We start from the raw sequence: 20,360 nt of genomic DNA on the forward strand, positions 1-20,360 counted from the left end.
CGGGCAGTGCGCCGCCCGTCACTCCAGCGCGCCGCGCGAGATCAGGGCGAGGAGCGCGTCCTCCTGGCCCAGCTCGTGCGCGAGATCGAAGGTCGTGTAGCGGTTGCGCAGCAGCCGGGCATGGCGGACGGGGGGCATCCCGTGGCGCGCGTCGATTCCCAGCTCCTCCAGCGCGAAGGGAAAGCCGATGCGCTCCAGCAGCGCGATGGCGTCGGCGAGTTCCTTCAGCAGGGGCTCGGCCATGCCCTGGAGGACATCCCTCTGCCTGGCGAACGCGTCGAGGCGCTGGGCCAGCGCCTGGCGGTCGAAGGTCCGGCCGCGCATCTCCCCCTCCATCTTGTGACGGAAGGGCACCATCGCCGCCTCCAGGCGCTCGTGCCAGGGCGGTGCCTGTTCCAGGGCGGCGAGCCGGGCTTCCACGTCCACCGCCACCCCTCCGAGCTGGCGGTACCAGCCGACGTAGCCGGGCAGCACGAGCCGGCACGCGGCGCCGACCAACAGTCCGTGCAGATCCTTCTCCTCCTCGGCCACCGCGCCCGCCATCTCCCAGAAATGCGCGATGGTGTGCTCGGCCGAGGCCGCTGGCCGTGAGCTGCCCACCGCCTGCATCGCGAAGCCCGAGGCGAGTGCCGCCTCGGTGAGGGCGCGAACCGCCTCGAGGGGCTGGGTCCGCCAGGCCCGCGCGGCCGCCAGCGCTTCCCGGGCCGAGTCGAGGGCCAGCCCGGCGAGGGGTGCACAGAAGGCCTCCTGCGTCACGAGCCGGGCGAGGTGCCAGTCCAGATGTGCCAGGTACTTGGCCAGCAGATCTCCCAGGCCCGCCAGGAACAGCAGGCGAGGGGCGCGGGCGAGCACCTCCAGGTCCCCCACGATGACCTCGGAGGGCCGCGCGGGGACGGCTTGATGGTAGCCCTGGAGGCGGAGCGCCGCGGTCGTCGAGCTGTAGGCATCCACCGAGGGGGCGGTCGCGATGCACCAGTTGGGCAGGCCGGTGTCCAGGGACACCTTCTTCACCAGATCGCTGATGACGCCGCTGCCCACGCCGACCAGGAGATCTGGCGACGCGGCCCGCACCTCGGCGGCGAGTTCCTGCGCCAGCGCCAGCGTCGGCACCGGCCGGGGTACTCCGGGAAGGATCCGCGCGACGAGCCTTCCGGCGTGAACGCTGGTCTTCCAGCGCTCCGCCGCGGCGGCTTCCGTGTGTTCATCGCTCAGGACCCAGATCGTCGGGCTCTGCCCCCACTGCCGCCGCAGGAGGTTGGCGGACTGCCGCAGCGCATCCTCTTCGATGAGCACCTGCTTCACCTGGACGCCGTGGTGCCTGCCGCACGTACAGGCGAGCACTCCATCGGGGCCGAGGCGGGAGAGGAATTGCTGGAGAGCCGACGAGGTGGACATACGCCCTCTACTTCTTGCGATTGTAGACATCGACCGACACGGCGGCGAGGAGCACGAGCCCCTTGATGATCTGCTGGTAGTCGATGCCGATGCCGAGGATCGACATGCCGTTGTTCATCACGCCCATGATCAACGCGCCGATGACCGCGCCCGTGACCTTGCCGAAGCCGCCAGCGGCCGAGGCCCCGCCGATGAAGCAGGCGGCGATCACATCCAGCTCGAAGCCGAGGCCCGCCTTCGGGGTCGCGGTGTTGAGGCGCGCCGCGAAGATGAGGCCGGCGAGTGCCGCGAGCGCTCCCATGTTGACGAAGGCCAGCAGGGTGAGCCGTTCGGTCTTGATGCCGGAGAGCCTCGCGGCCTTCTCGTTGCCGCCGAGGGCGTAGATGCGCCGTCCCATCACGGTGCGGTTCGTCACGAAGGCATACAGGGCAACCAGCAGGGTCATGATCAGGAGCACGTTCGGCAGGCCGCGGTAGGTGGCGAGCAGATAGCAGAAGGACAGGACGAGCGCGGCGAGCAGCCCGTTCTTGAACGCGAACAGGGCGAAGGGCACCGTCTCGAGCCCATGCTGCTGCTGTTGGCGGCGCTGGCGAACGCCCCCCCACAGGCTCGCGGCCACGGTCGTGGCGCCCAGGAGCAAGCACGTGGCGTTGAGTGCCCCCCCGCCGAACACGTCGGGGATGAAGCCAGAGCTCAGCTTCTGGAACCCGGTGGAGAAGGGACCGACGGACCGGCCCCCGAGCAGCGCGAGCTGCAACCCCCGGAAGACGAGCATGCCCGCGAGCGTCACGATGAACGAAGGCACGCGCATGTAGGCGACCCAGTACCCCTGGATGCCACCGATGAGCCCACCCACCGCCAGGCAGAGTCCCATCGTCGGCAAGAAGGGCAGGCCGTACTCGACCATCAGCACCGCCGCGAGGCCCCCGACGAATCCGACCACCGAGCCGACGGAGAGGTCGATGTGCCCGGAGACGATCACGAGCAGCATGCCCAGCGCCATGATGACGATGTAGCTGTTCTGCAATACCAGATTCGTCAGGTTGAGCGGCTTGAGGAGCGTTCCCCCGGTGGACACCTGGAAGAACAGCATGATCGCCAGCAGCGCCAGGAGCATGCCGTAGTCACGGAAATGCGCCTTGAGGAAACTCCCCACCGAGGGAAGCGGACGCGGGGCGGTCCGCAACGCTTGGGATTCTTGGGTCAGCCCGGTATCCATCGTCAGTGTGCTCCCTTGCGCATGATGGCCTGCATGATCTTCTCTTGGGACGCCTGCTCGGCCGTGAACTCCGCCACGAGCGCGCCTTCGCTCATCACGAGGATCCGGTCGCACATGCCGAGCAGCTCCGGCATCTCGGAGGAGATCATCAGCACGCCCTTGCCCGTCCGGGCGAGCTCGTTGATGATCGTGTAGATCTCATACTTGGCCCCCACGTCGATGCCGCGGGTCGGCTCATCGAGGATCAACACCTTGGGATTGGCGAAGAGCCAGCGGCTGAGCACCACCTTCTGCTGATTGCCGCCCGAGAGGTTCAAGGTCTCCTGATAGATGCTCGAGGAGCGGATCCGCAGCCGGTCCCGGTACTCGTTCGCGACCGCGAGCTCCCGCACCTCGTCGATGACCTGGAAGCGCGACACCCCGTCCAGATGGGCGAGCGTCACGTTCTTGCGGATGTCCTCGGAGAGGATCAGACCATAGGTCTTCCGGTCCTCGGTCACGTAGGCGATTCCCTGGCGGATGGCCTTCTCCACCGTGCTGACGTCGACCTCCCGGCCCTCGACGCGCACGCGCCCACGGATGTCCCGGCCGTAGGTGCGGCCGAACAGACTCATCGCGAACTCGGTCCGGCCCGCTCCCATCAGACCGGCGATGCCAAGAATCTCCCCGCGGCGCAGCGTCAGGGAGACGTCCTTGACGACCCGCCGCGCGGGATGGACCGGGTGATGGGCTGTCCAGCCCTCCACCTCGAGGAGCACCTCGCCCGGGACCCGGTTTCGTTTGGGATAGCGGTCCGCCATGCCCCGGCCGACCATGCCCTGGATGATCCGGTCCTCGCTGACCGGCTCGCGGCGGCAGTCCAGGGTTTCGATGGTCGCTCCATCGCGCAGCACCGTGATCGAGTCCGCGACCCGGGTGATTTCGTTCAACTTGTGGGAGATGAGGATGGAGGTGATGCCCCGCTCCTTGAACCGCAGCAGCAGATCGAGCAGCGCGCTGCTGTCGCTTTCATTCAGACTCGCGGTCGGCTCATCGAGGATGAGCAGCTTGACCTCCTTGGCCAGGGCCTTGGCGATCTCCACGAGCTGCTGCTTGCCCACGCCGAGCTCGGTCACGAGCGTGTCGGGGGACTCCCGGAGTCCGACCCGATCGAGCAGTTGCCGGGTGCGCGCGTGGGTCACGGACCAGTCGATGACGCCGTGCTCCGCCTGCTCGTTGCCGAGGAAGATGTTCTCGGCGATCGACAGCAGGGGGACGAGGGCGAGCTCCTGGTGGATGATGATGATGCCGAGCTTCTCGCTGTCCGAGATGCCCGAGAAGCGCCGCTCCTCGCCCTCGAAGAGGAGTTCTCCCGAATAGGTGCCATGCGGATGGACGCCGCTCAGCACCTTCATGAGGGTGGATTTGCCCGCGCCGTTCTCGCCGATCAACGCATGGATTTCGCCGGCCTGGACCGTGAGGTGGACGTCGTGGAGCGCACGCACGCCGGGAAACGTCTTGGTGATTCCCCGCATTTCGAGCACAGCGGTCATGAGGAAGTCCTGGTGGAAGGGAATGCCCCGTGCGTCTCGTGCACGGGGCCCGTCATGTCGGCCGTCCGGGGCCTCACGGGGCCGCGGACGAGGGAGCGGCGGCCTCGATGCGCCACCGATGATCGTCGGTGCCGGTGTCGTGCCATTGCAGCGCGGGGGCCCCCACGGACCGGGACGCGTCGCGGATGCCCAGCACCATCCCGCTGTGGGCGTTCACGAGCTTGGAGTAGCCATTGCCCATGTCCACGATGGACCACAGGTGATCCCGGGTCAGGGTGTCGCCCCACTGCAGCGCGAGGGCGCCCGCGGCGGTGGAGGCGTCGCGGATGCCCAGCACCAGTCCGCTCTGGACGTTGATGAGCTTGGAGAACCCGTTCTCCGCTGGGACCACGTTCCACTGGTGCGAGCGCGCCCCGGTGGCGGCCTGCTGCGACACCTCGGCGCCAAAGGCCATGGAGTCTCCCGTCACCGCCAGCTCCAGGCCGCTGTTCTTGCTGACGAGCCGCACGGGCGGCGGCTGGGGGTACCACGACTGCAACTCGGTGACGCCCACGAACTTGCCACCCTGGGGCGTGAAGACGACGCGCAGCTGAGACGTCGAGAGGACCGGGAAGGTCACCGTGTTGAGATCATTGCCCACCGGCGTGGCCGGCGTCTTGATCTGGTTGGGAATGCTTCTCCACGTCTGCCCGTCCAGGTACTGGACGTCATACGCGGCCGGCGCGCGGATTCGATCGCGGTCATCGTAGAGGTAGAGGCTCACCTGCTGGAGGGGCCGCACCGCTCCGAAGTCCACGCCGAGGTGGTCGGTGGCATTCGGGGAGCCCAGGTTGGTCCACCGGTTGTCCGGGATGGCGTCATACCGGATCCACCCATCGGTGGCCCGCATGGGCTGATCATAGGTGGTCGGCCGGCACGTCTGTCCGCTGTGGCATCGCGGCCCGTTGGACACCGGGTTGGTGTACGAGGCGAACGCGCGCGGGTAGGGCTGGGTGATCGTTCGGTTGAGCCAATCCTGCTCCATGGTCAGCGGATTGGCGGCCACGTTCATCATCCGCGGTCTGGCCGCCGGCAGCACCGTCGGGGCGACCTTGAGGGTCGTCTCACCCAGCGTGGCCGCGCTGTGGATCAACTGGCCATCCTGGATGACCCGGAGACCCGAGCCCTGACCGTAGCGGGTGCCGTACCGGTCGAACACGAGGGTGAGCTTGTGGCCGTGATAGGGCAGATCCTGGACCGCGAAGTAGTCCCAGGATGGTGACACCAGTGGCTTGAGCACCAGGGTGTCATTGGCCTGGGGCTTGATTCCCAGCAGGCCGGTGAGCACGAGATCGATGTAGGAGGAGTGGTTGTAGTGCTCGCTGAAGTTGAAGCCGTCGTAGATCCACTGGCCGGTGTCGCCATTGGCCGCCTCGGCCACGTAGGGCTTGCCCTCCTTGTACTGCAGCGCCGTGAAGTCGCTGAGCATCTCCCGGTAGTCCGCCGCCGTGATGTAGGACTGGGCCGGGTAGTTCTGGAGCAGATTGGCCAGACCGGCGAGCACCTGGCTGGTCTGGAACGGCCAGCTCGGGCCGTTCCAATGGCAGCAGTTCCAGTCCTCGCGATTGGGCTGGGATGGGATGGCCTGGTAGTTGAAGTAGGGATTGGCGGAGATCTTGTCCAGCTCGGCGTAGCCGGTGCCCTTCTGGAACTTCAAGGCGTTGGACCCGGCGCGCATCGCGACCTGCACCGTCACGAATTGCTGAGCGGAGAATTGGCCCCAGGCAGGGGTCGCCGGGTAGGTGACGGTCTGCGGCGTCGACGCGCCGTTGACGAACAACTGATGCGTGCTGCTGGCGCCCGTCGCGTTGGCGTAGAACACCTTCACCGGGTACGTGCCGTCGCCCGGTGCGTCGACCGTGAAGGTGACGCTGCTGGTGGCCAGGTCGATCTGACCGATGTACGAGCCGTTGGAGGCGGAGCCCGAGGTCCACCGGGTGGCGTTGGCGATGACGGCCTGCTCTGCCTCGAGCGGGTGCATGCGCTCGAGCGTGGTGGGACCGTAGGCGGCGCCAAAACCGTCGGGCTGGGTCAGGAACTGCCAGGCGGACGAATACTGCGCGTCCGGAAGGTTGTAGGCCCAGGGCGCGTACCCCATCAGCTCACGCCAGGTGGTTCGCGTGCCTTTCAAGGCTCCATTGGAGTCGTCATAGGTGGTGTACACCTGGAAGAAGAAGGATCGCTGGGGATCCCACAGGGCCTTCTGCACGCCGTCCTTGATGGACGCGGCCCTGGACGCGTAATCGTCGGCGGTCGCGGTGTCTCCGGCGGCGCGGGCGAGCTTGCTGATCGCGGTGGCGGCGGCGTACATGTAGGCATTGATGGTCGGGCGGTAGCCGGCACCGCCGCCGAACCAATTGCTGCTCTTCATGGACGTCTCGGTGTACTCCGTCGCGTCCGACAGCGGCGATTGCCAATACAGCTTCGCGTTCGACGCTCCACCGTTGAGGGGGAAGTTGTCGACGAGTCGGCCATTCCAGCGCTGGTACAGCCCGATGAGCTCCGGGAGGCGGGAGATCAGATCCCGCTGATCTCCGGTCACCAGCGCCCGTTGATAGGCGGCATCGATGATCCACTCGGAGAAGTTCAAGGTTCCGGTGTAGCCGGCACCGCGCAGCCAGAAGTCCAGGTAGTCCCCGGCGTAGTCCGGATTGGCGAGCCACCGTCCATCCTGGATGTGGTAGCCGGCCGCATCTGGAAGCGCCGTGTAGGGGTTGCCGGCGTAGCCGATCGGGACGTCATACTCCGTGGAGACATAGCCCGTGCCGGGCACGGTGTAGCGCAGCGCCCGCTTGTAGGTGCTCCAGCGGTAGTAATAGACCTCGTCGATCTTGTCGTCCGGCGTGTCCAGGAAGGGGATGTTGTCCTTGTACCACTGGGGCTCGTCGAGGCGCTGCGCCGCCAGGATCGCATCCCGGTTCAACGGTCCGGCAATGGCTGACGCGACCGGTGCCGGGGCCACGGGCTCCGCGGCGACCGGTTCCGGCGCGCCGGACAGGGCGAAGGTCAGACCCAGTCCGACTGCTCGTCGGGCGCTGGAACGGGATGCGGGTATTGCCATGTGTTTTCTCCACAGCCGGTTCACGGCCCGGATGCCGTGAGCGTTAACATTCCTTGCCGTCGAACCTACTTGAGTTGGTTCTCCTTGTAGTAGCCGCCATCGACGAGGACCTGCTTCCAATTGGTGGCGTCGATGCTCACGGGCTTGAGCAGGAAGGAGGGCACGATCTTCGCCCCGTTGTTGTAGGTCTGGGTGTCGTTCACCTCGACCGTCTTCCCGGTGAGGATGGCATCCACCATGTTGGCCGTGACCCGGGCGAGCTCGCGGGTGTCCTTGAACACCGTGGACGTCTGCTCCTTGGCGAGGATGGACTTCACGGAGGGCACCTCCGCGTCCTGGCCCGTCACGATGGGCATGGGCTGCGTCGGGGTTCCATAGCCCACGCCCTTGAGCGAGGAGAGGATGCCGATGCTGAGGCCATCATAGGGCGAGAGGACGGCGTCCACGCGCTTGTCGGCGTAGTAGGCGCTCAACAGGTTGTCCATGCGCGCCTGGGCGACGGCGCCGTCCCAGCGCAGGGTCGAGACCTTGTCCATTCCCACCTGCCCCGAGCGCACCACGAGCTTGCCGCTGTCGAGGTACGGTTTGAGCACGGACATGGCGCCGTTGTAGAAGAAGAACGCGTTGTTGTCGTCGGGCGAGCCGCCGAAGAGCTCGATGTTGAAGGGGCCCTTGCCCTCCTTCAGGCCGAGCGCCTTTTCGATGTAGCCACCCTGGAGCACCCCCACCTGGAAGTTGTCGAAGGTGGCGTAGTAGTCGACGTTCTTCGAGTCGCGAATCAAGCGATCATAGGCGATGACCTTGATGCCCTGATCGGCCGCCTGCTGCAGCGCGTTGGACAGGGTGGTGCCGTCGATGGCGGCGATCACCAGCACCTTGGAGCCCTTGGTGAGCATGTTCTCGATCTGGGCGAGCTGATTCGGGATGTCGTCCTCCGCATATTGCAGATCGACCTTGTAGCCCTTCGCCTGGAGGGCCTTGACCATGTTGTTGCCATCGTCGATCCAGCGGGCCGAGGACTTGGTGGGCATCGAGACGCCGATGGTCGCCTTGTCCTGGGTGCACGCGCCAGCCATGAGCGCGAGCGCACCCACCGCCACTGCCACCACCATGGAGCCAATTGATTTCATGTCGTTTCTCACACCTGCGTTGGGGGTCGTGCACCGAGGTGCATGGGAGGGGTTGTCACTCAGCGGGTCAGGGCGAAGGTCGCATCCTCCCGGTCGGTCAGCGACGAGGAGGCGTTGATGGGATCGATGCGCAAGCGGAAGCCCTGGTGGCGCAGGGCCCGATCCGGGTAGTTCCAGGACCGCAGCGTCGTCCAGGAGGCATTGGCCAGGCCGGCCGCGCGCGTGAAGGTCGCGTCCGCGGCGAAGCTGGCCGAGCCGTCATCGCGGGCCAGGCGCACCTCGAAGCCCGAGTGGCGCAGGTAGAGGCCCGGATCGGTCACCGACTGCAGCGACACGCCGCTCGAGCTGGCGAGCCCGCCCACCAGGCGGAACTGCGAGTCCGTATAGGGATCCATGGGGTAGGGGTCCACACGGCCCTCGTAGTTGGCGTGGCGCACGTAGCGGTCGGGGTAGTTGTACGACTTGAGGCGGATCCACGCCGGCGTGCCGTAGCGGCTGATCAGCGCGGACTTCTCCGCCGAGGTGAGGGCCACGATGGTGGCGTGCTTGGAGTTGATGGGCTGCGTGTACAGGCGCTGGCTCAGCGGCTCCCAGGCGTCCTGGGTGATGTTCCCCGAGCGCCAGGCGAAGAAGCGGCCGTTGACCGGCGTGTAGATGTCCCCCCACATCGTCCACTCGTCGCGGTCGAGCGACTTGACGACGATGGGGGCCTCGGTGGCGCCGAGCCCATCGAAGGCCCGTGTGTAGATGGACGCGTTGAAGGCGCCCGGCGCCAGCGACGTGGAGCGCGCCCCCATGAGGCGGTTGTCGCTCGTGCGCTTGAAATACAGGTAGTTGACGCCGCCGTGGGAGTGCATCGTCGCGTCGAGCACGTTGAAGCCCGGGTCGAAGTACGTCTGGGCCGCCGAGAAGGTGACGAAGTCGCTCGTGTAGTTGACGAGGATGACGTCGCGCGTGCCGTTGAAGGCGGAGTAGATGACCGCGTACTGCCCGCGTTGAGCGTCCCAGAAGGACTCGGGCGCCCACGAATGGGTCGGCAGATCATGCAGCTTCACCCGCCGGTAGTTCTCGAAGGACGTCAGGCCGCGGGAGTCCCAGACATGGATGAACTGGTTCTGCTTGGAGAAGTCGAGTCCGTAGAGGTCCGTGGCCAGGACGACGAAGGTGCCGTCCTGCTTGCGCAGGATGAACGGGTCGCGCAGGCCCTTGGTGCCGAGGGTCGGCGTCACCACGGGCGCGTTCTGGTTGAGCGGCGTCCACTCCCGTCCGTCGTCGCTCACCGCGAGGTGCAGGCCATAGTCGCTGGCCAGTCCGTTGGGAGACTCGGTGAAGTAGCCCATGGCGAAAGCGGACGCGCTCGTCGTCTGGGCCCACGCTCCCGGGCCCGCGAGCACGAGGCACAGGGCGCTCAACGCGGAGGCCAGCGAGGTGAGGCGGGAAGGGCGTGGGAGCGGGGGGGCGCTGAACATCCGTGTCTCCGGTCGAATTGTGAGCGTTCACATCCCTGGGGCGTCGCGAAGGTACCAACGGATGAAACCCGCGTGCAATGACAAACCCGAAGGAGCAGGGAAGCCGTCTCATGACGCGCTGCCCTGGACCCGGCGCGCCTTGCTCATGATGCATTGCGCCGTCAGGGATTGAATGGCTTGGGAGGCCCTGCTGGCACGAGTCAGGAAATGGCTGGCACGAGTCATCCGCTCAAGCGGGGTGTGATTTTCCGCTCGGCCGCTGCCTGGCGCGGCTGACCTCGGGGTGAACGGCGTCCCTCATGGCACTGTCCGGTGCCGAACACCCATGGCCGTGGGGTGTTGGGCGCGGAGTCCGTGCCGGAGCCCATGATGCACCGCGCCGTTTGAGATGCGGTTGACAATGTTCGTGGATGAGCGCAGCTTCGGCCCAGGGGATGTGAACGTTCACATCCCCTGTTCCCGCACCGGACAGGCTGCTCCCTCCGCTGGCATGGCATCCAGGGCCTCGTGCCCTGGTGATGGCCAGACCGGCTTCGCGCGCAGGTGTCCGCATCCCCTGATGGAAAGTGATACATGGCACACTCCCGGGCGTTCACCGCGTTGCTGCTTGGCCTGGCCGTTCTGGTTCTCCCCGCTCCGCCCGCGCTCGCGGTCGGTGAGACCTCCTTTCGCAATCCCTTGCTGGAGGATGGAGCGGACCCCTGGCTGCAGTACTACAATGGCAACTACTACCTGGCAACGACGACATGGTCCTCGCAGATGATGATGCGCAAATCGCCGACCCTGGCGGGGCTGAGTACCGCGACGCCGGTGGTGATCTGGTCGGACACCACGGCCAGCCGGTGCTGTAACTTCTGGGCTCCCGAGTTCCATCGGCTCAATGGCCCCAATGGGTACCGCTGGTACTTCATGTTCACGGCCGGCACGGGAGGCAACTTCGATAACCAGCACCTGGTGGTGCTCGAGAGCGCGGGAGACGATCCCATGGGGCCCTATGCCTTCAAGAGCGAGCCCCAGGGCACCGGCTGGAACATCGATGGCTCCTATCTCCAGGTCAACGGCTCGCTGTACCTGCTCTCCTCGGCGTTCGAGGGCAGCAACCAGAACATGTGGATCGCCAAGATGAGCAACCCCTGGACCACGAGCGGTACGAAGGTGTTGCTCTCCAATCCCACGTACAGCTGGGAGACGCAGGGCGCCCCCGTCAACGAGGGTCCCGTGGTCCTGCAGCGCGGCGGCAAGACCTTCCTCATCTACTCGGCCAGCTTCTGCGGGACCCCGGACTACAAGCTCGGAATGTTGACGCTCACCGGGAGTGATCCGCTGAGCCTCTCCTCCTGGAAGAAGTCCACCAGCCCCGTGTTCCAGCGCTCCGACGCCAATGGCGTCTACGGGCCGGGTCACAACGGCTTCTTCACCTCGCCGGATGGCACGCAAAGCTGGATCGTCTATCACGCCAACAGCGCCGCCAATCAGGGCTGCTCGCGGACGCGCTCGACCCGCGCGCAGTCCTTCACCTGGAACTCGGACGGCACGCCCTCCTTCGGCACTCCCGTCTCCCTCGGCACGTCGCTCGCGGTTCCCTCCGGGGAGCGCGCGCCCATCACGACCGCCGTGCGCGGCGCGGCCTACAAGCTGGTGAGCCGGTCGGCGAACAAGTGCATGGGAGTGAGCGGGGGCTCGAGTGGCGATGGGGCGAGCGCGGTCCTGGCCTCCTGCTCCAGTGCGGCCACCGGTTGGGTGCTCGATCCGACCGCTGACGGGTACTACCGGTTGGTGAACAGCAGCACCGGCAAGTCCCTGGACGCCGTCAACTGCGGCACCGCGGACGGCACCCGCGTGGGCCAGTGGTCGTGGTTGGGCAATGCGTGCCAGCAGTGGATGCCCGTGGCCACCTCGGAGGGGTGGTTCCGTCTGCAGAACCGCAACAGCGGCAAGGTGCTGGACGTGGCCAACTGCGCGAGCGCGGACGGGTCGGCCGTGAACCTGTGGTCCGGGTTGGGCAACACCTGTCAGGAGTGGCAGCTCCAGCCGGTGGGACCGGTGGCGATCGTCAACGTCTCGAGTGGCAAGGTGCTGGACGTGGCCAACTGCGGCACCGCGGACGGCACCCGCGTGAACCAGTGGAGCTGGCTGGGGAACAACTGTCAGCGGTGGAACTTCACCCCTACCGGGGATGGGTACTTCCAGATCTCGCCGGTCTCCAATTCCGGAAGCTGTCTCGTCATCGAGGGGGCTTCCACCGCCAACTCCGCGCGCACCGTCACGGGCTCCTGCTCGGGCACCCATTCCCAGTGGCGCATCGAGCCGCTGGCGGATGGCACCACCCGGCTCATCGCCCGGCACAGTGGCAAGGCCCTCGACGTGTCCAGCTGCTCCCTGTCCGAGGGGGGCACGGTCCAGCAGTACAGCTGGCTGGACAACACCTGCCAGCGCTTCCACCTGCGGCCCTACTGATCGGTTTCCCGTTGCACTTGGGCGCCCAGATGGTTAGGCTCCTAACGAGATGGCGCTCGAACTGAAACAGCTTCCCGGACACGAGGCTTTCCAGAAGGACGCGGAACGCTATCCGGGGTCGGATGCGTCGGCCGTGGAGACGTGTCTGACGTTGCTGCGGGTGTCGGACGATGTGGAGCAAGCCTATGCGGCGCACTTCGCGCGGCATGGGCTGTCCCAGGCGCGCTTCATCGTCCTCATGCAGTTGCAGCGCGAGGAGGAGGGCCTGCGTCCCGCCGAGCTGGCCGAGCGGACGGGCGTCACGCGCGCGACGATGACGGGGTTGCTGGACGGGCTGGAGAAGGAGGGCCTCGTCTTGCGCAGGGCCCATGCGGGGGACGGACGCATGTCGATGGTGCGCCTGGCCGCCAAGGGGCGCCAGCGGCTGGAGGGCCTGCTCCCGGACCACTACCGCCGCACCGCCGCCCTGATGAGCGGCCTGTCCGCCGAGGAGCGCCAGCAACTCGCGGCCCTGCTCGCGAAGATCGCCGCCGGCATCCCCCATGTGCGGGAGCCCTGAGCCTCTTTTTTTTACCCAGGTAGTTAGGAGCCTAATCATATGGAAGCGACCACGACGAGCATCGTTCCCGGCAGTGGGGTGTGCACCCTCATCAACGTCTTCACCGTGGCGCCCGAGCGGCAGGCGGAGCTGGTGAAGGTACTGGATGAGGCGACGGAGGAGGTGATGCGATACCTGCCGGGGTTCATCTCGGCGAACATCCACCGGGGGGTGGATGGCACCCGGGTGACCAACTACGCGCAGTGGGCGAGCCGCGAGCACTTCGAGGCCATGCTGCGCAACCCGACGGCCCAGACGCACATGCGGGCCGCGGCGGCGCTGGTGGAGAAGTACGAACCGCACCTCTACGAAGTGGTCTCCACTCATTCGCGGGGCGTACCATCCGGCGACGTCTAGGATGCATGGGGCCTCCGTGCCGGCCTGGTGCTCGCGCCCGCCGCGTGCAGCACCAGCGCCGTGCTCATAATCCAAGAAGTTAGCACGGGCTGCTCGACGTCATGGCGCAACGAGATCACCAAGAAGCTTCTGTTCGTGACGCCCTGTCTTCGTTTGATCCAGTCGATTATCGATGATAAATCAACACAGATGAGCGTAGTCACAGGTAACAGACTTGGTGGCAGTGGTTGGCGATTCCGATTCCTCATCACCGCGGCCACCGTGGCGTTCGCAGTCGCGGCATGCAGTGCCGACCCGAAGGCGGACGACGCGCCCCCCGCCAAGCCTGGCAACCCATCCGCCACTCCCCCTCACGATCCGCCCGTGCCGTCAAACACGGGGCCCGTTACCCGGGGCGGAACGATGACCTTCACCAATATCGGCGCAACTGGCTACTGGGGCCGCCGGATCGAGGCGAGCGAGGGCGACCCGCGCTGTGATGTCGAGGCGCGATGGATCAGCTACCCCTGGGGGGGGAAAGAGTACTGCTGCCGCACCAAGCACCAGGTGACGACCAACCGCCTGTCCCCGTACAACGAGCAGATGACGCTGGTCCTCGAAGGACCGATGCGCGTCAAGCAGCTCGCCGTCTACCAGCCGGTCGCGGAGCCCACGGGCCAGTGGGTCATCAAATCGTTCTGGGACCGGCGGGCTCCGACCACGTTCCACAACCTCCACATCTCCGGGCCCGGAGACAAGACGCCGTTCACGGGTGACCTCGGGAACAACTGCGCGTTCTACGCCATGCAGGACCGCAAGTTCCCCTGCGGTCCGGGGAGCAACCCGTACTGCCCCGGTTCGGCGCTGGACTACGACGGCTGGCCGGGTTCCAAGCTCGTGGTGATGCTCGCCTCCATGCCCTACTCCGACGACCCGACGCTCAAGCCGCTGAGCTGCATCAAGCCCGGAGAGGACGAGCGCCAGCAGGACGCGCCGTGGGTCGGCTTCAGCCCCTCGGAGCTCAACCGCGACGGATGGTCGGGCTATCACCCGTGTCACTGCTTCGCGAACACCAACGGGGCCGTGGGCGACGGGTGCGGTCAGATCAACGTGTTCGAGGTCGTGGCGGAGTCGTCGGGCAGCCAGTGGGGCAACCGCGACATCATCAGCACGGGGCTCAGGTCCTTCCAGGTCGGTAGCCTCGGCGGGTCCGTGTGCGGCATCGCTGGCTGTGGCATCGGCCAGTTCGATTCCGGCTCCGATCTCCTCGACGCGCGGGCGCTCAAGGCCATGGAGCGTGGCGCGGTGATCGACGCGGACAACCGGGCGAGCGCCTATGCGCCGGTGTGGCGCCGGCCGCTCGACGACCGCTACTTCGCCATCCTCCTCGACGAGCAGTCGCGGGTCGTGCAGGTGATGATCCTCCACCCGGGCAACCTCCCCGGCGCGGCCCGCGCCCTCCTGCCGGCGCTTCCGAACGAGGTCTCGCGCTCGGTGGTCGACGGGCTCGTGGGGCTCCGCGTCCCCCAGTGACCGCAGGGGGCGCCGCGCCGCCGATTCAATGACTTTCGAGGACGCAGTTCAAAGGCCCTTCTTCGCGCGAAGGGCCTGCTCGACCTCGGGGAGGAACGGGCTGCCGCCCCGCTCCGCGTGCTTCCTGGCCAGGTAGAGGTCAAGCATGCCGTTCTTGAGCACCTCGGGCACGAAGAGCTGCTCGTCGTTCTCGGGCATGTTGGCGTCGATGTCGGGCTCGAACTCCCGCCAGCCCCTGCCGCCGACGATGAGGGTGCGGAAAGCCTCGGGCACGGAGCGCGGCCCGCCCGCGTTCGCCCAGACAGGGGTGTGCGGGTCGAGCAGCAGCGCCCGCGCGGTGAGAACTCCACGGGTTCCAAGCACCGCGCCATCGCTTCCCCAGCTGCCAGTGATGACTCCGGACGCCTTGATATCGCCGTCCACCGCCACGCGCGCGCTGCCCCCATAGGCGATGTTCCGCGCGCGGACGTTGCCCGTCACGATGAGCGCGCAAGTGCCGGCGCCCTCGGTCGTGAAGACGAGGTCCCCGGTCGTCACGAGATCTCCGTCGATGATGAAGGCCCAGGGGCCGTCGCTGGTCCGCAGGTCGTGGGCGACGTCGAGGCCGCCTTCGATGATGCGGGGGCGTGGCGCCTCGTCGTTGAGGTCGCGCGTTTCGAGGAACCAGTTCAGCAAATCATGGCCACGGTAGCGGGCCGAGATGTCCTCGAAGGACACCTCGCGGCCCATTTCATCGAGCATCATGCCGTCGTCTTATACGTGAGAAGGCTCCGCTGCCGGACGGTATCTCGCACCATTTCCTCACCGGGCTGGAACGCTCACGTCGCCTGGCGTCCCTGGGGCGTCAGGCCGAAGTGAGCCTCGATGCGCCGGGTGGGCGGGTTGCCGCCGCACTCCTCGAGCACGCCGAGGCACCAGCGCGCCGCGTCATTCAGATGGGGCGTGACGAGATGGCGGCCATTGCGCGGCCGGACCTTGTGGAAGGTGGAGAGCATCAACCGCAACAGGGGAGAGGTGACAACCAGGGCATGGCCGAGCACCTGGGTCTCGATCAGGGCCGCGTGCTGCTTGAGCCACTCGGATTGACGCTGGCGGATCTCGGAGGGGAGCATGGGCGTGTGCCTCATGTCGAAGAGGACGACGTGCTTCTCCGGGCGCCGCAGGTAGGTGAGCCGCCGCACGAGATACTCCTCGAAGTGCGCGAGCGGGACCGCGCCTCGTGGCTGGACGATGAGCAGGGGCCAGAGGGAGTCGTCCACGAGCAGGGACGGCGAGGGAGTGTCGTTCGGCATGGGCGTCACAACTCTTGGCGATGAGGCGGCGGAGCGCCAGGAAGAGCAACCGCCCCTTCAGCTTCATCATCCCGGCGTCAACCGCTGTACGCCGGCTCTGTCGCCCGGCAGAAGCCCCCCCGCCTCTGCCTCTCAGCACCCGCCTGACGAGCAGAAAGGCTCCCTAGCGCCCGCCGGTGTTGGTCGCCCAGAGCGGGGTGCCGCCGTCCCCGGCATAGACGACGACGTTGCCGTCGTCCTGGACGAGCAGAAAGGCGCCCCCCCCCGGATGCCCGCCGGTGTTGGTCGCCCAGACCGCTGCGCCGACCGTCGGTTCGGTCGTGGTGTAGAGCACGAAGTTGCCGTCGGCCTGCATGTGAGCCGACTTCGCCTGCAGGCCAGCGGTATTCGACGTCCACAGCACAGTGCCCTGCGCGTCCTTGTGGACCAGGTTCCCGTCGGACTGGAAGGTGAACGTGAACCGGCCGTCAAACGACCGCATCGACTGTCCAAGGGAGAGGCTCTGGCTGTAGGTGAGTTTGTTCGACTTCACGCCCACGGCCTGCCAGGCGGCGTTCACGGCGGCGATGTCGGCCGTGCTGTACCCGAGCTGCGCGGCGGCCTGCTCAGTGGCGATCTTCGCGTCGGTGAAGTTGGCGAAGGTCTTGCCGAGCAGCAGCACCGTATTGGCCCGGTAGAAGATCTGGGCTGCCTTGGCGATGCCGATTCCGGGCACGGTGATGGTGGAGCGGCCCCGCGGATGTTGGCCGCCCTGAGACAGCAGATAGAACGCCAGGTTGGGGATCCCCGAGGCCAGATGGACATCGGTGAACGGGCTGTAGCTCGCGTCGTAGTAGTCGAGCGACTGGCCATCCTTCTTGGGGTCGTTCATGTAGCGGAGGGCATCGCCGGGCGTGCTGGGCGTATAGATCTCCTCCGCGCACTTCCAGGTGTTGGCGCTCACCACCTTGCCGTCTCGGTACCACTCGCACACACTGCCCATGATGTCGGACATCGACTCGTTCAGGGCACCCGGCTCGGCGAAGTAGTTCAGGTTGGAAGTGGCGGACGTGACCGCATGTGTGATTTCATGAGCCGTCACGTCCTGCGCGGCGGCCATGTTTCCAAACGTCACGCCATCGCCGTCCCCGTAAATCATCTGCTGTTTCGAGCTCAGCCAGCCCGCGTTGGCGTAGTTGGATCCATAGTGGATCGAGCTCACGAGCCTGGCCCCCGCGTTATCGTAGGAGTCGCGGTTGAAGACAGCCTTGTAGCAGTCGTAGGTCCTCCCGAGCTGGTCATAGTTGGTGTTGGCCACGGGGTCCGCGACCGCCGCGCCGCCCTCCGCCCGGACGAGGGTTCCCGGGAGGGTGGTGCCGTAGTTGGCGTTGTGAACCTGCCGGTTCTTGAGCGAGTGGATGTTCGTCAGCCGCTGCACGACCGACCCGCTCACCGCGTTGATGAGGACGTCGTCATCCACGGGCGTCCCGTCCTGGCGCAGCCCCGCCACGTTCACCCGGTACACGAGCTCCAGCTTTTCACCCGCCGGCCAGTAGACCATCCGCGGAAGCGCCTCGATCTCGAGCTGAGCGAGCTGCGCGGAGTCCTGCCTGGCCACGGCGATGGCCTCTTCGGGGCTGAGACGCGCGTCCCGCGGCGCGTCGAGATCGGCGCGAGCGTTGCCGTGAACCGCGTAGACGGCGTCATTCCTCGTGTGGAGGACGAGCGTGCCACCCACGACCTCGCGGCCATGCTTGCGCTGCGCATAGACGAAGTGACGCTCGCCGATGTTGTCCGTGACAACCCTCTGGAAGGAAAGCTCCACGGGGTCCACACGGAACACCTTGGCCAGCGCGGTGAGGGTCGGGCGCAGCGCTCTCACTTCGGCTTCCTCGGTCCTCTTCTCCACTCCCAGCCGGATCTGACCGAAGTTTCCATTCGCGAACGTGGGCACCTGCCTCTGGTCGGTGCCTACCACCTGGAGATTGGAAATCGTGACGCCGGGGGCCGGGTCCAGCTCGGTGCCGCCGTTGCTCTTCGCGCTTTCGTCCGCGCTCTCACAGGCCGAAAGGCCAGCCAGCATGCCCAGGAATGCAAGACCACGGAATCGCCGCAGGGTGCTCATCGAATGCGTTCTCCTTCAAGAGTACTGGAAGAGTACAGAAGGGATGTTTCGCACCGGGCAGGTGGGTTCCCCTCGGGTCAAATGAGCCGACGAGGTGGAAAATGATGCAGGCAATCCTCCCGTCTGGAGTGGCTCACGGGGCCAGGGCCTGCTCGAGATCCCCGATGATGTCCGCCGGGGCCTCCAGGCCGATCGACAGCCGGAAGACGCCGTCGCCCGCCCAGGCGCGGTAGCGCGCCAGCAGCTCCGGGGAGAGCTGGAACGAGGTGCGCTGCAGCTCGTCCGTGGGCAGGTAGAAGACGAGGCTGTGGGGCTTGCCGAGCGAGACGGCGTAGTGGACGACCTTCAACCGCTCGGCGAGGCGGCGCGCCACCGCCGGGGCATCCTCCGCCTGAAAGGCAATCATGCCGGAGGTGTTGCGCAACTGCCGGCGGGCGAGGGCCGCCTGGGGGTGGGAGTCGAGCCCCGGGTAGAGGACGTGGTGCACGCGGGGATGGTTCTCCAGGAAGGCGGCCACCTCGCGGGCCGTGGCCTCGTGGGCCGCCATGCGCTGGGGCAGGGTGGAGAGGCTGCGCAGGAGCAGCCACGCGGGAAAGGGATTGAGCACGGCGCCCAGGTGGATGAGCGCGTCCTGGCGGAGCGCGGCCAGCTCTGCCCGCCTCCCGACGACGACCCCGCCCAGCACGTCACCGTGGCCGCCGATGTACTTGGTCAGGGAATGGAGGACGAAGTCGGCCCCGAGCGCCAGGGGTTGCAGGCCGATGGGCGTCGCGAGGGTCGCGTCGACGGCGACCCGGGCCCCGACGCCGTGCGCGAGCGTGGCCACCGCCTCGATGTCGGTCAGCTTGAGCACGGGGTTGCACGGGGACTCCAGGTAGACGAGCCGGGTATTGGGGCGCAGCGCGGCGCGCACCTGCTCGAGGTCCGAGGTGTCCACGGGGGTGACGTCCACGCCATAGCGCCGCAGCGTCCCGCGGACGAACTCGGCCGTGCCCGCGTAGCAGACGTCACTGATGACCAGGTGGGTGCCGGGCCCGAGCAGGTGCAGCAGCAGTCCGGTGATGGCCGCCATCCCACTGGCGAAGCACAGCGCGTCCTCGCCGCCCTCGAGGTCGGCCAGGCGCCGCTCCAGGGTCCGTACGGTGGGGGTCGACCACCGGGCGTAGAAGAAGGGCGACTGCTCCCCCATGTCCACGGCGGAGAAACCCACGCCCTCCGGGTGGGCGCGGAAGGTGGTGGAGAGCACCAGGGGGGTGTTGAGCGGTGCGCCTTCCTCGTCGGCCTCGTCGGCCCGAACGAGCCGGGTCCGCACATCCCATTTCGAAGTCATTCGTGTGTTCCTCGCGGTTTGAAGAGGGGACAGCGCAGCACGGGCTGGGGCGGGTACTTGCCCGGCAACAGGGGGCAGAGGATGAAGGTGGACGTCTTCGTCCGCACGTACTTCGGGGGTGCCGCGCAGCGGTGGCAGAGGCTCGTGGGGAACGGCAAGGGGGATGATTCGGTGTCGTCCACGGTCAGGCTCCTCCCTCCAGGGAGCGGTGACGCTACTCCGCCCAGGTTCCTTCTCGTACAGTTCCGTCCGTGAGGGGCGAACGCATGCGTGAAGTGCGGCGGTTCTCGCTCGCCGGGGTGGACTCCGAGCGAGGCACTTCTCGGTTGGTCCGTGACGGGCGGGTGCTCGACTTCTCCGTCGAGGGCCTGCTGCTGGAAGCGCAGCTCGAGCTGGAGGACGGCTCCTGCCTCGTGTGGTTGACCCAGGACTGTCCCTTCGAGGAGCTGCTGTCCGTGTACCTGGTGGGGCGCGAGGGCCAGCTCCTGGACTCCGTCTCGGCCGGGGCTCCCTACACCCCTGGGATCCTCTCCATTCGGGCCGTGGGACCCGAGTGGGTGGAGTTCGGCTTCTTCGGAGACGCCCCCTACCGGCTCCAGGTCGAGCCACAGGCCCGGTTCAGAAGATGGCTGCCCCTCGGTTGGGGGTACCATCGGTGGCTTGCCAGGCACCGGCTCACCGTCAGCAAGCTCAGTCCGTAGGTCCATGCGCCAACGGAGCAACCGCCCCCCTCGTCGAATGCACGGTGTCTCGGAGCGATGCCCACATAGAGCGTCTTGGTGAGCAATAAATGCAGACATGTTTTTTGATATGTCATTGTCTTGTGTTTGTTTGAAATTGATTGCGTGGAATCCGGTATTTTTTG

16 protein-coding genes are annotated in these 20,360 nt (G+C 66.8%); 5 read left to right on the top strand and 11 right to left on the bottom strand.

All coding sequences use genetic code 11. The features are described 5' to 3' along the window. Positions 1 to 18 precede the first annotated feature (18 nt). The 6 genes from CYFUS_RS24720 to CYFUS_RS24745 form a co-directional block, all read right to left on the bottom strand. Positions 19 to 1,395 carry an iron-containing alcohol dehydrogenase gene (locus CYFUS_RS24720; RefSeq protein WP_157758632.1) on the bottom strand — a complete coding sequence of 459 codons (1,377 nt, stop codon included), beginning with the start codon at positions 1,393 to 1,395 and terminating at the stop codon, positions 19 to 21. A 7-nt stretch (positions 1,396 to 1,402) separates the two neighbouring features. Continuing rightward, entirely contained in the window at positions 1,403 to 2,581 is a 1,179-nt protein-coding gene (gene mmsB / locus CYFUS_RS24725) for a multiple monosaccharide ABC transporter permease (protein ID WP_095992200.1), read from the bottom strand. A 35-nt stretch (positions 2,582 to 2,616) separates the two neighbouring features. Continuing rightward, positions 2,617 to 4,146, bottom strand: a complete 1,530-nt coding sequence (gene mmsA / locus CYFUS_RS24730) for a multiple monosaccharide ABC transporter ATP-binding protein (RefSeq protein WP_095987472.1) — start codon at positions 4,144 to 4,146, stop codon at positions 2,617 to 2,619. 73 nt (positions 4,147 to 4,219) lie between these two features. Further along, a complete protein-coding gene (locus CYFUS_RS24735) occupies positions 4,220 to 7,246 on the bottom strand; it encodes an MGH1-like glycoside hydrolase domain-containing protein (RefSeq protein ID WP_095987473.1) in 3,027 nt (1,008 codons plus the stop codon). Positions 7,247 to 7,311: 65 nt separating this feature from the next. Continuing rightward, on the bottom strand, positions 7,312 to 8,376 hold the full coding sequence (chvE, locus tag CYFUS_RS24740; RefSeq protein WP_095987474.1) for a multiple monosaccharide ABC transporter substrate-binding protein: 1,065 nt from the start codon (positions 8,374 to 8,376) through the stop codon (positions 7,312 to 7,314). Positions 8,377 to 8,435: 59 nt separating this feature from the next. Next, a complete protein-coding gene (locus tag CYFUS_RS24745; RefSeq protein WP_095987475.1) occupies positions 8,436 to 9,845 on the bottom strand; it encodes a glycoside hydrolase family 43 protein in 1,410 nt (469 codons plus the stop codon). Positions 9,846 to 10,418: 573 nt separating this feature from the next. On the opposite strand from CYFUS_RS24745, the gene CYFUS_RS24750 reads away from it, so the two are divergent. From CYFUS_RS24750 to CYFUS_RS24765, 4 genes are all read left to right on the top strand, one after another. Next, complete coding sequence (locus tag CYFUS_RS24750; protein WP_095987476.1) at positions 10,419 to 12,302, top strand: RICIN domain-containing protein; 1,884 nt, start codon at positions 10,419 to 10,421, stop codon at positions 12,300 to 12,302. 49 nt (positions 12,303 to 12,351) lie between these two features. Beyond that, on the top strand, positions 12,352 to 12,861 hold the full coding sequence (locus tag CYFUS_RS24755) for a MarR family winged helix-turn-helix transcriptional regulator (RefSeq protein WP_095987477.1): 510 nt from the start codon (positions 12,352 to 12,354) through the stop codon (positions 12,859 to 12,861). Between the two features lie 39 nt (positions 12,862 to 12,900). Then, positions 12,901 to 13,257 carry an antibiotic biosynthesis monooxygenase family protein gene (locus CYFUS_RS24760; protein ID WP_095987478.1) on the top strand — a complete coding sequence of 119 codons (357 nt, stop codon included), beginning with the start codon at positions 12,901 to 12,903 and terminating at the stop codon, positions 13,255 to 13,257. 189 nt (positions 13,258 to 13,446) lie between these two features. Continuing rightward, positions 13,447 to 14,769 carry a cell wall protein YJL171C/Tos1 domain-containing protein gene (locus CYFUS_RS24765; RefSeq protein ID WP_198316756.1) on the top strand — a complete coding sequence of 441 codons (1,323 nt, stop codon included), beginning with the start codon at positions 13,447 to 13,449 and terminating at the stop codon, positions 14,767 to 14,769. Between the two features lie 48 nt (positions 14,770 to 14,817). Here the strand turns inward: CYFUS_RS24765 and CYFUS_RS24770 are convergent, their stop codons facing one another. The 5 genes from CYFUS_RS24770 to CYFUS_RS24790 form a co-directional block, all read right to left on the bottom strand. After that, positions 14,818 to 15,513: a polymer-forming cytoskeletal protein gene (locus CYFUS_RS24770; protein WP_095987480.1), complete on the bottom strand. Its 696-nt coding sequence runs from the start codon at positions 15,511 to 15,513 to the stop codon at positions 14,818 to 14,820. A gap of 74 nt (positions 15,514 to 15,587) precedes the next feature. Continuing rightward, positions 15,588 to 16,061 (bottom strand): hypothetical protein, encoded by a 474-nt coding sequence (locus CYFUS_RS24775; protein ID WP_095987481.1) that lies wholly within the window; start codon positions 16,059 to 16,061, stop codon positions 15,588 to 15,590. Positions 16,062 to 16,224: 163 nt separating this feature from the next. Next, positions 16,225 to 18,165 carry a M4 family metallopeptidase gene (locus tag CYFUS_RS24780; RefSeq protein WP_095987482.1) on the bottom strand — a complete coding sequence of 647 codons (1,941 nt, stop codon included), beginning with the start codon at positions 18,163 to 18,165 and terminating at the stop codon, positions 16,225 to 16,227. A gap of 133 nt (positions 18,166 to 18,298) precedes the next feature. After that, entirely contained in the window at positions 18,299 to 19,495 is a 1,197-nt protein-coding gene (locus tag CYFUS_RS24785; RefSeq protein WP_095987483.1) for a trans-sulfuration enzyme family protein, read from the bottom strand. Then, positions 19,492 to 19,677, bottom strand: coding sequence for a hypothetical protein (locus CYFUS_RS24790; RefSeq protein WP_095987484.1), 186 nt, complete (start codon positions 19,675 to 19,677; stop codon positions 19,492 to 19,494). Before CYFUS_RS24790 ends, CYFUS_RS24785 begins: the two co-directional genes overlap by 4 nt. 84 nt (positions 19,678 to 19,761) lie before the next feature. On the opposite strand from CYFUS_RS24790, the gene CYFUS_RS24795 reads away from it, so the two are divergent. After that, complete coding sequence (locus tag CYFUS_RS24795; protein WP_095987485.1) at positions 19,762 to 20,196, top strand: hypothetical protein; 435 nt, start codon at positions 19,762 to 19,764, stop codon at positions 20,194 to 20,196. Positions 20,197 to 20,360: the final 164 nt, after the last annotated feature.

Origin of the sequence: Cystobacter fuscus (genome assembly GCF_002305875.1) — a bacterium.
Lineage (GTDB): Bacteria > Myxococcota > Myxococcia > Myxococcales > Myxococcaceae > Cystobacter > Cystobacter fuscus_A.

Excerpts from the sequence above, each read along its gene's own strand:
- CYFUS_RS24720 (WP_157758632.1), bottom strand. The coding sequence starts at position 1,395 with ATGTCCACCTCGTCGGCTCTCCAGCAATTCCTCTCCCGCCTCGGCCCC.
- mmsA (WP_095987472.1), bottom strand. The coding sequence starts at position 4,146 with ATGACCGCTGTGCTCGAAATGCGGGGAATCACCAAGACGTTTCCCGGC.
- CYFUS_RS24735 (WP_095987473.1), bottom strand. The coding sequence starts at position 7,246 with ATGGCAATACCCGCATCCCGTTCCAGCGCCCGACGAGCAGTCGGACTG.
- chvE (WP_095987474.1), bottom strand. The coding sequence starts at position 8,376 with ATGAAATCAATTGGCTCCATGGTGGTGGCAGTGGCGGTGGGTGCGCTC.
- CYFUS_RS24745 (WP_095987475.1), bottom strand. The coding sequence starts at position 9,845 with ATGTTCAGCGCCCCCCCGCTCCCACGCCCTTCCCGCCTCACCTCGCTG.
- CYFUS_RS24750 (WP_095987476.1), top strand. The coding sequence starts at position 10,419 with ATGGCACACTCCCGGGCGTTCACCGCGTTGCTGCTTGGCCTGGCCGTT.
- CYFUS_RS24755 (WP_095987477.1), top strand. The coding sequence starts at position 12,352 with ATGGCGCTCGAACTGAAACAGCTTCCCGGACACGAGGCTTTCCAGAAG.
- CYFUS_RS24760 (WP_095987478.1), top strand. The coding sequence starts at position 12,901 with ATGGAAGCGACCACGACGAGCATCGTTCCCGGCAGTGGGGTGTGCACC.
- CYFUS_RS24765 (WP_198316756.1), top strand. The coding sequence starts at position 13,447 with ATGAGCGTAGTCACAGGTAACAGACTTGGTGGCAGTGGTTGGCGATTC.
- CYFUS_RS24770 (WP_095987480.1), bottom strand. The coding sequence starts at position 15,513 with ATGATGCTCGATGAAATGGGCCGCGAGGTGTCCTTCGAGGACATCTCG.
- CYFUS_RS24775 (WP_095987481.1), bottom strand. The coding sequence starts at position 16,061 with ATGCCGAACGACACTCCCTCGCCGTCCCTGCTCGTGGACGACTCCCTC.
- CYFUS_RS24780 (WP_095987482.1), bottom strand. The coding sequence starts at position 18,165 with ATGAGCACCCTGCGGCGATTCCGTGGTCTTGCATTCCTGGGCATGCTG.
- CYFUS_RS24785 (WP_095987483.1), bottom strand. The coding sequence starts at position 19,495 with ATGACTTCGAAATGGGATGTGCGGACCCGGCTCGTTCGGGCCGACGAG.
- CYFUS_RS24795 (WP_095987485.1), top strand. The coding sequence starts at position 19,762 with ATGCGTGAAGTGCGGCGGTTCTCGCTCGCCGGGGTGGACTCCGAGCGA.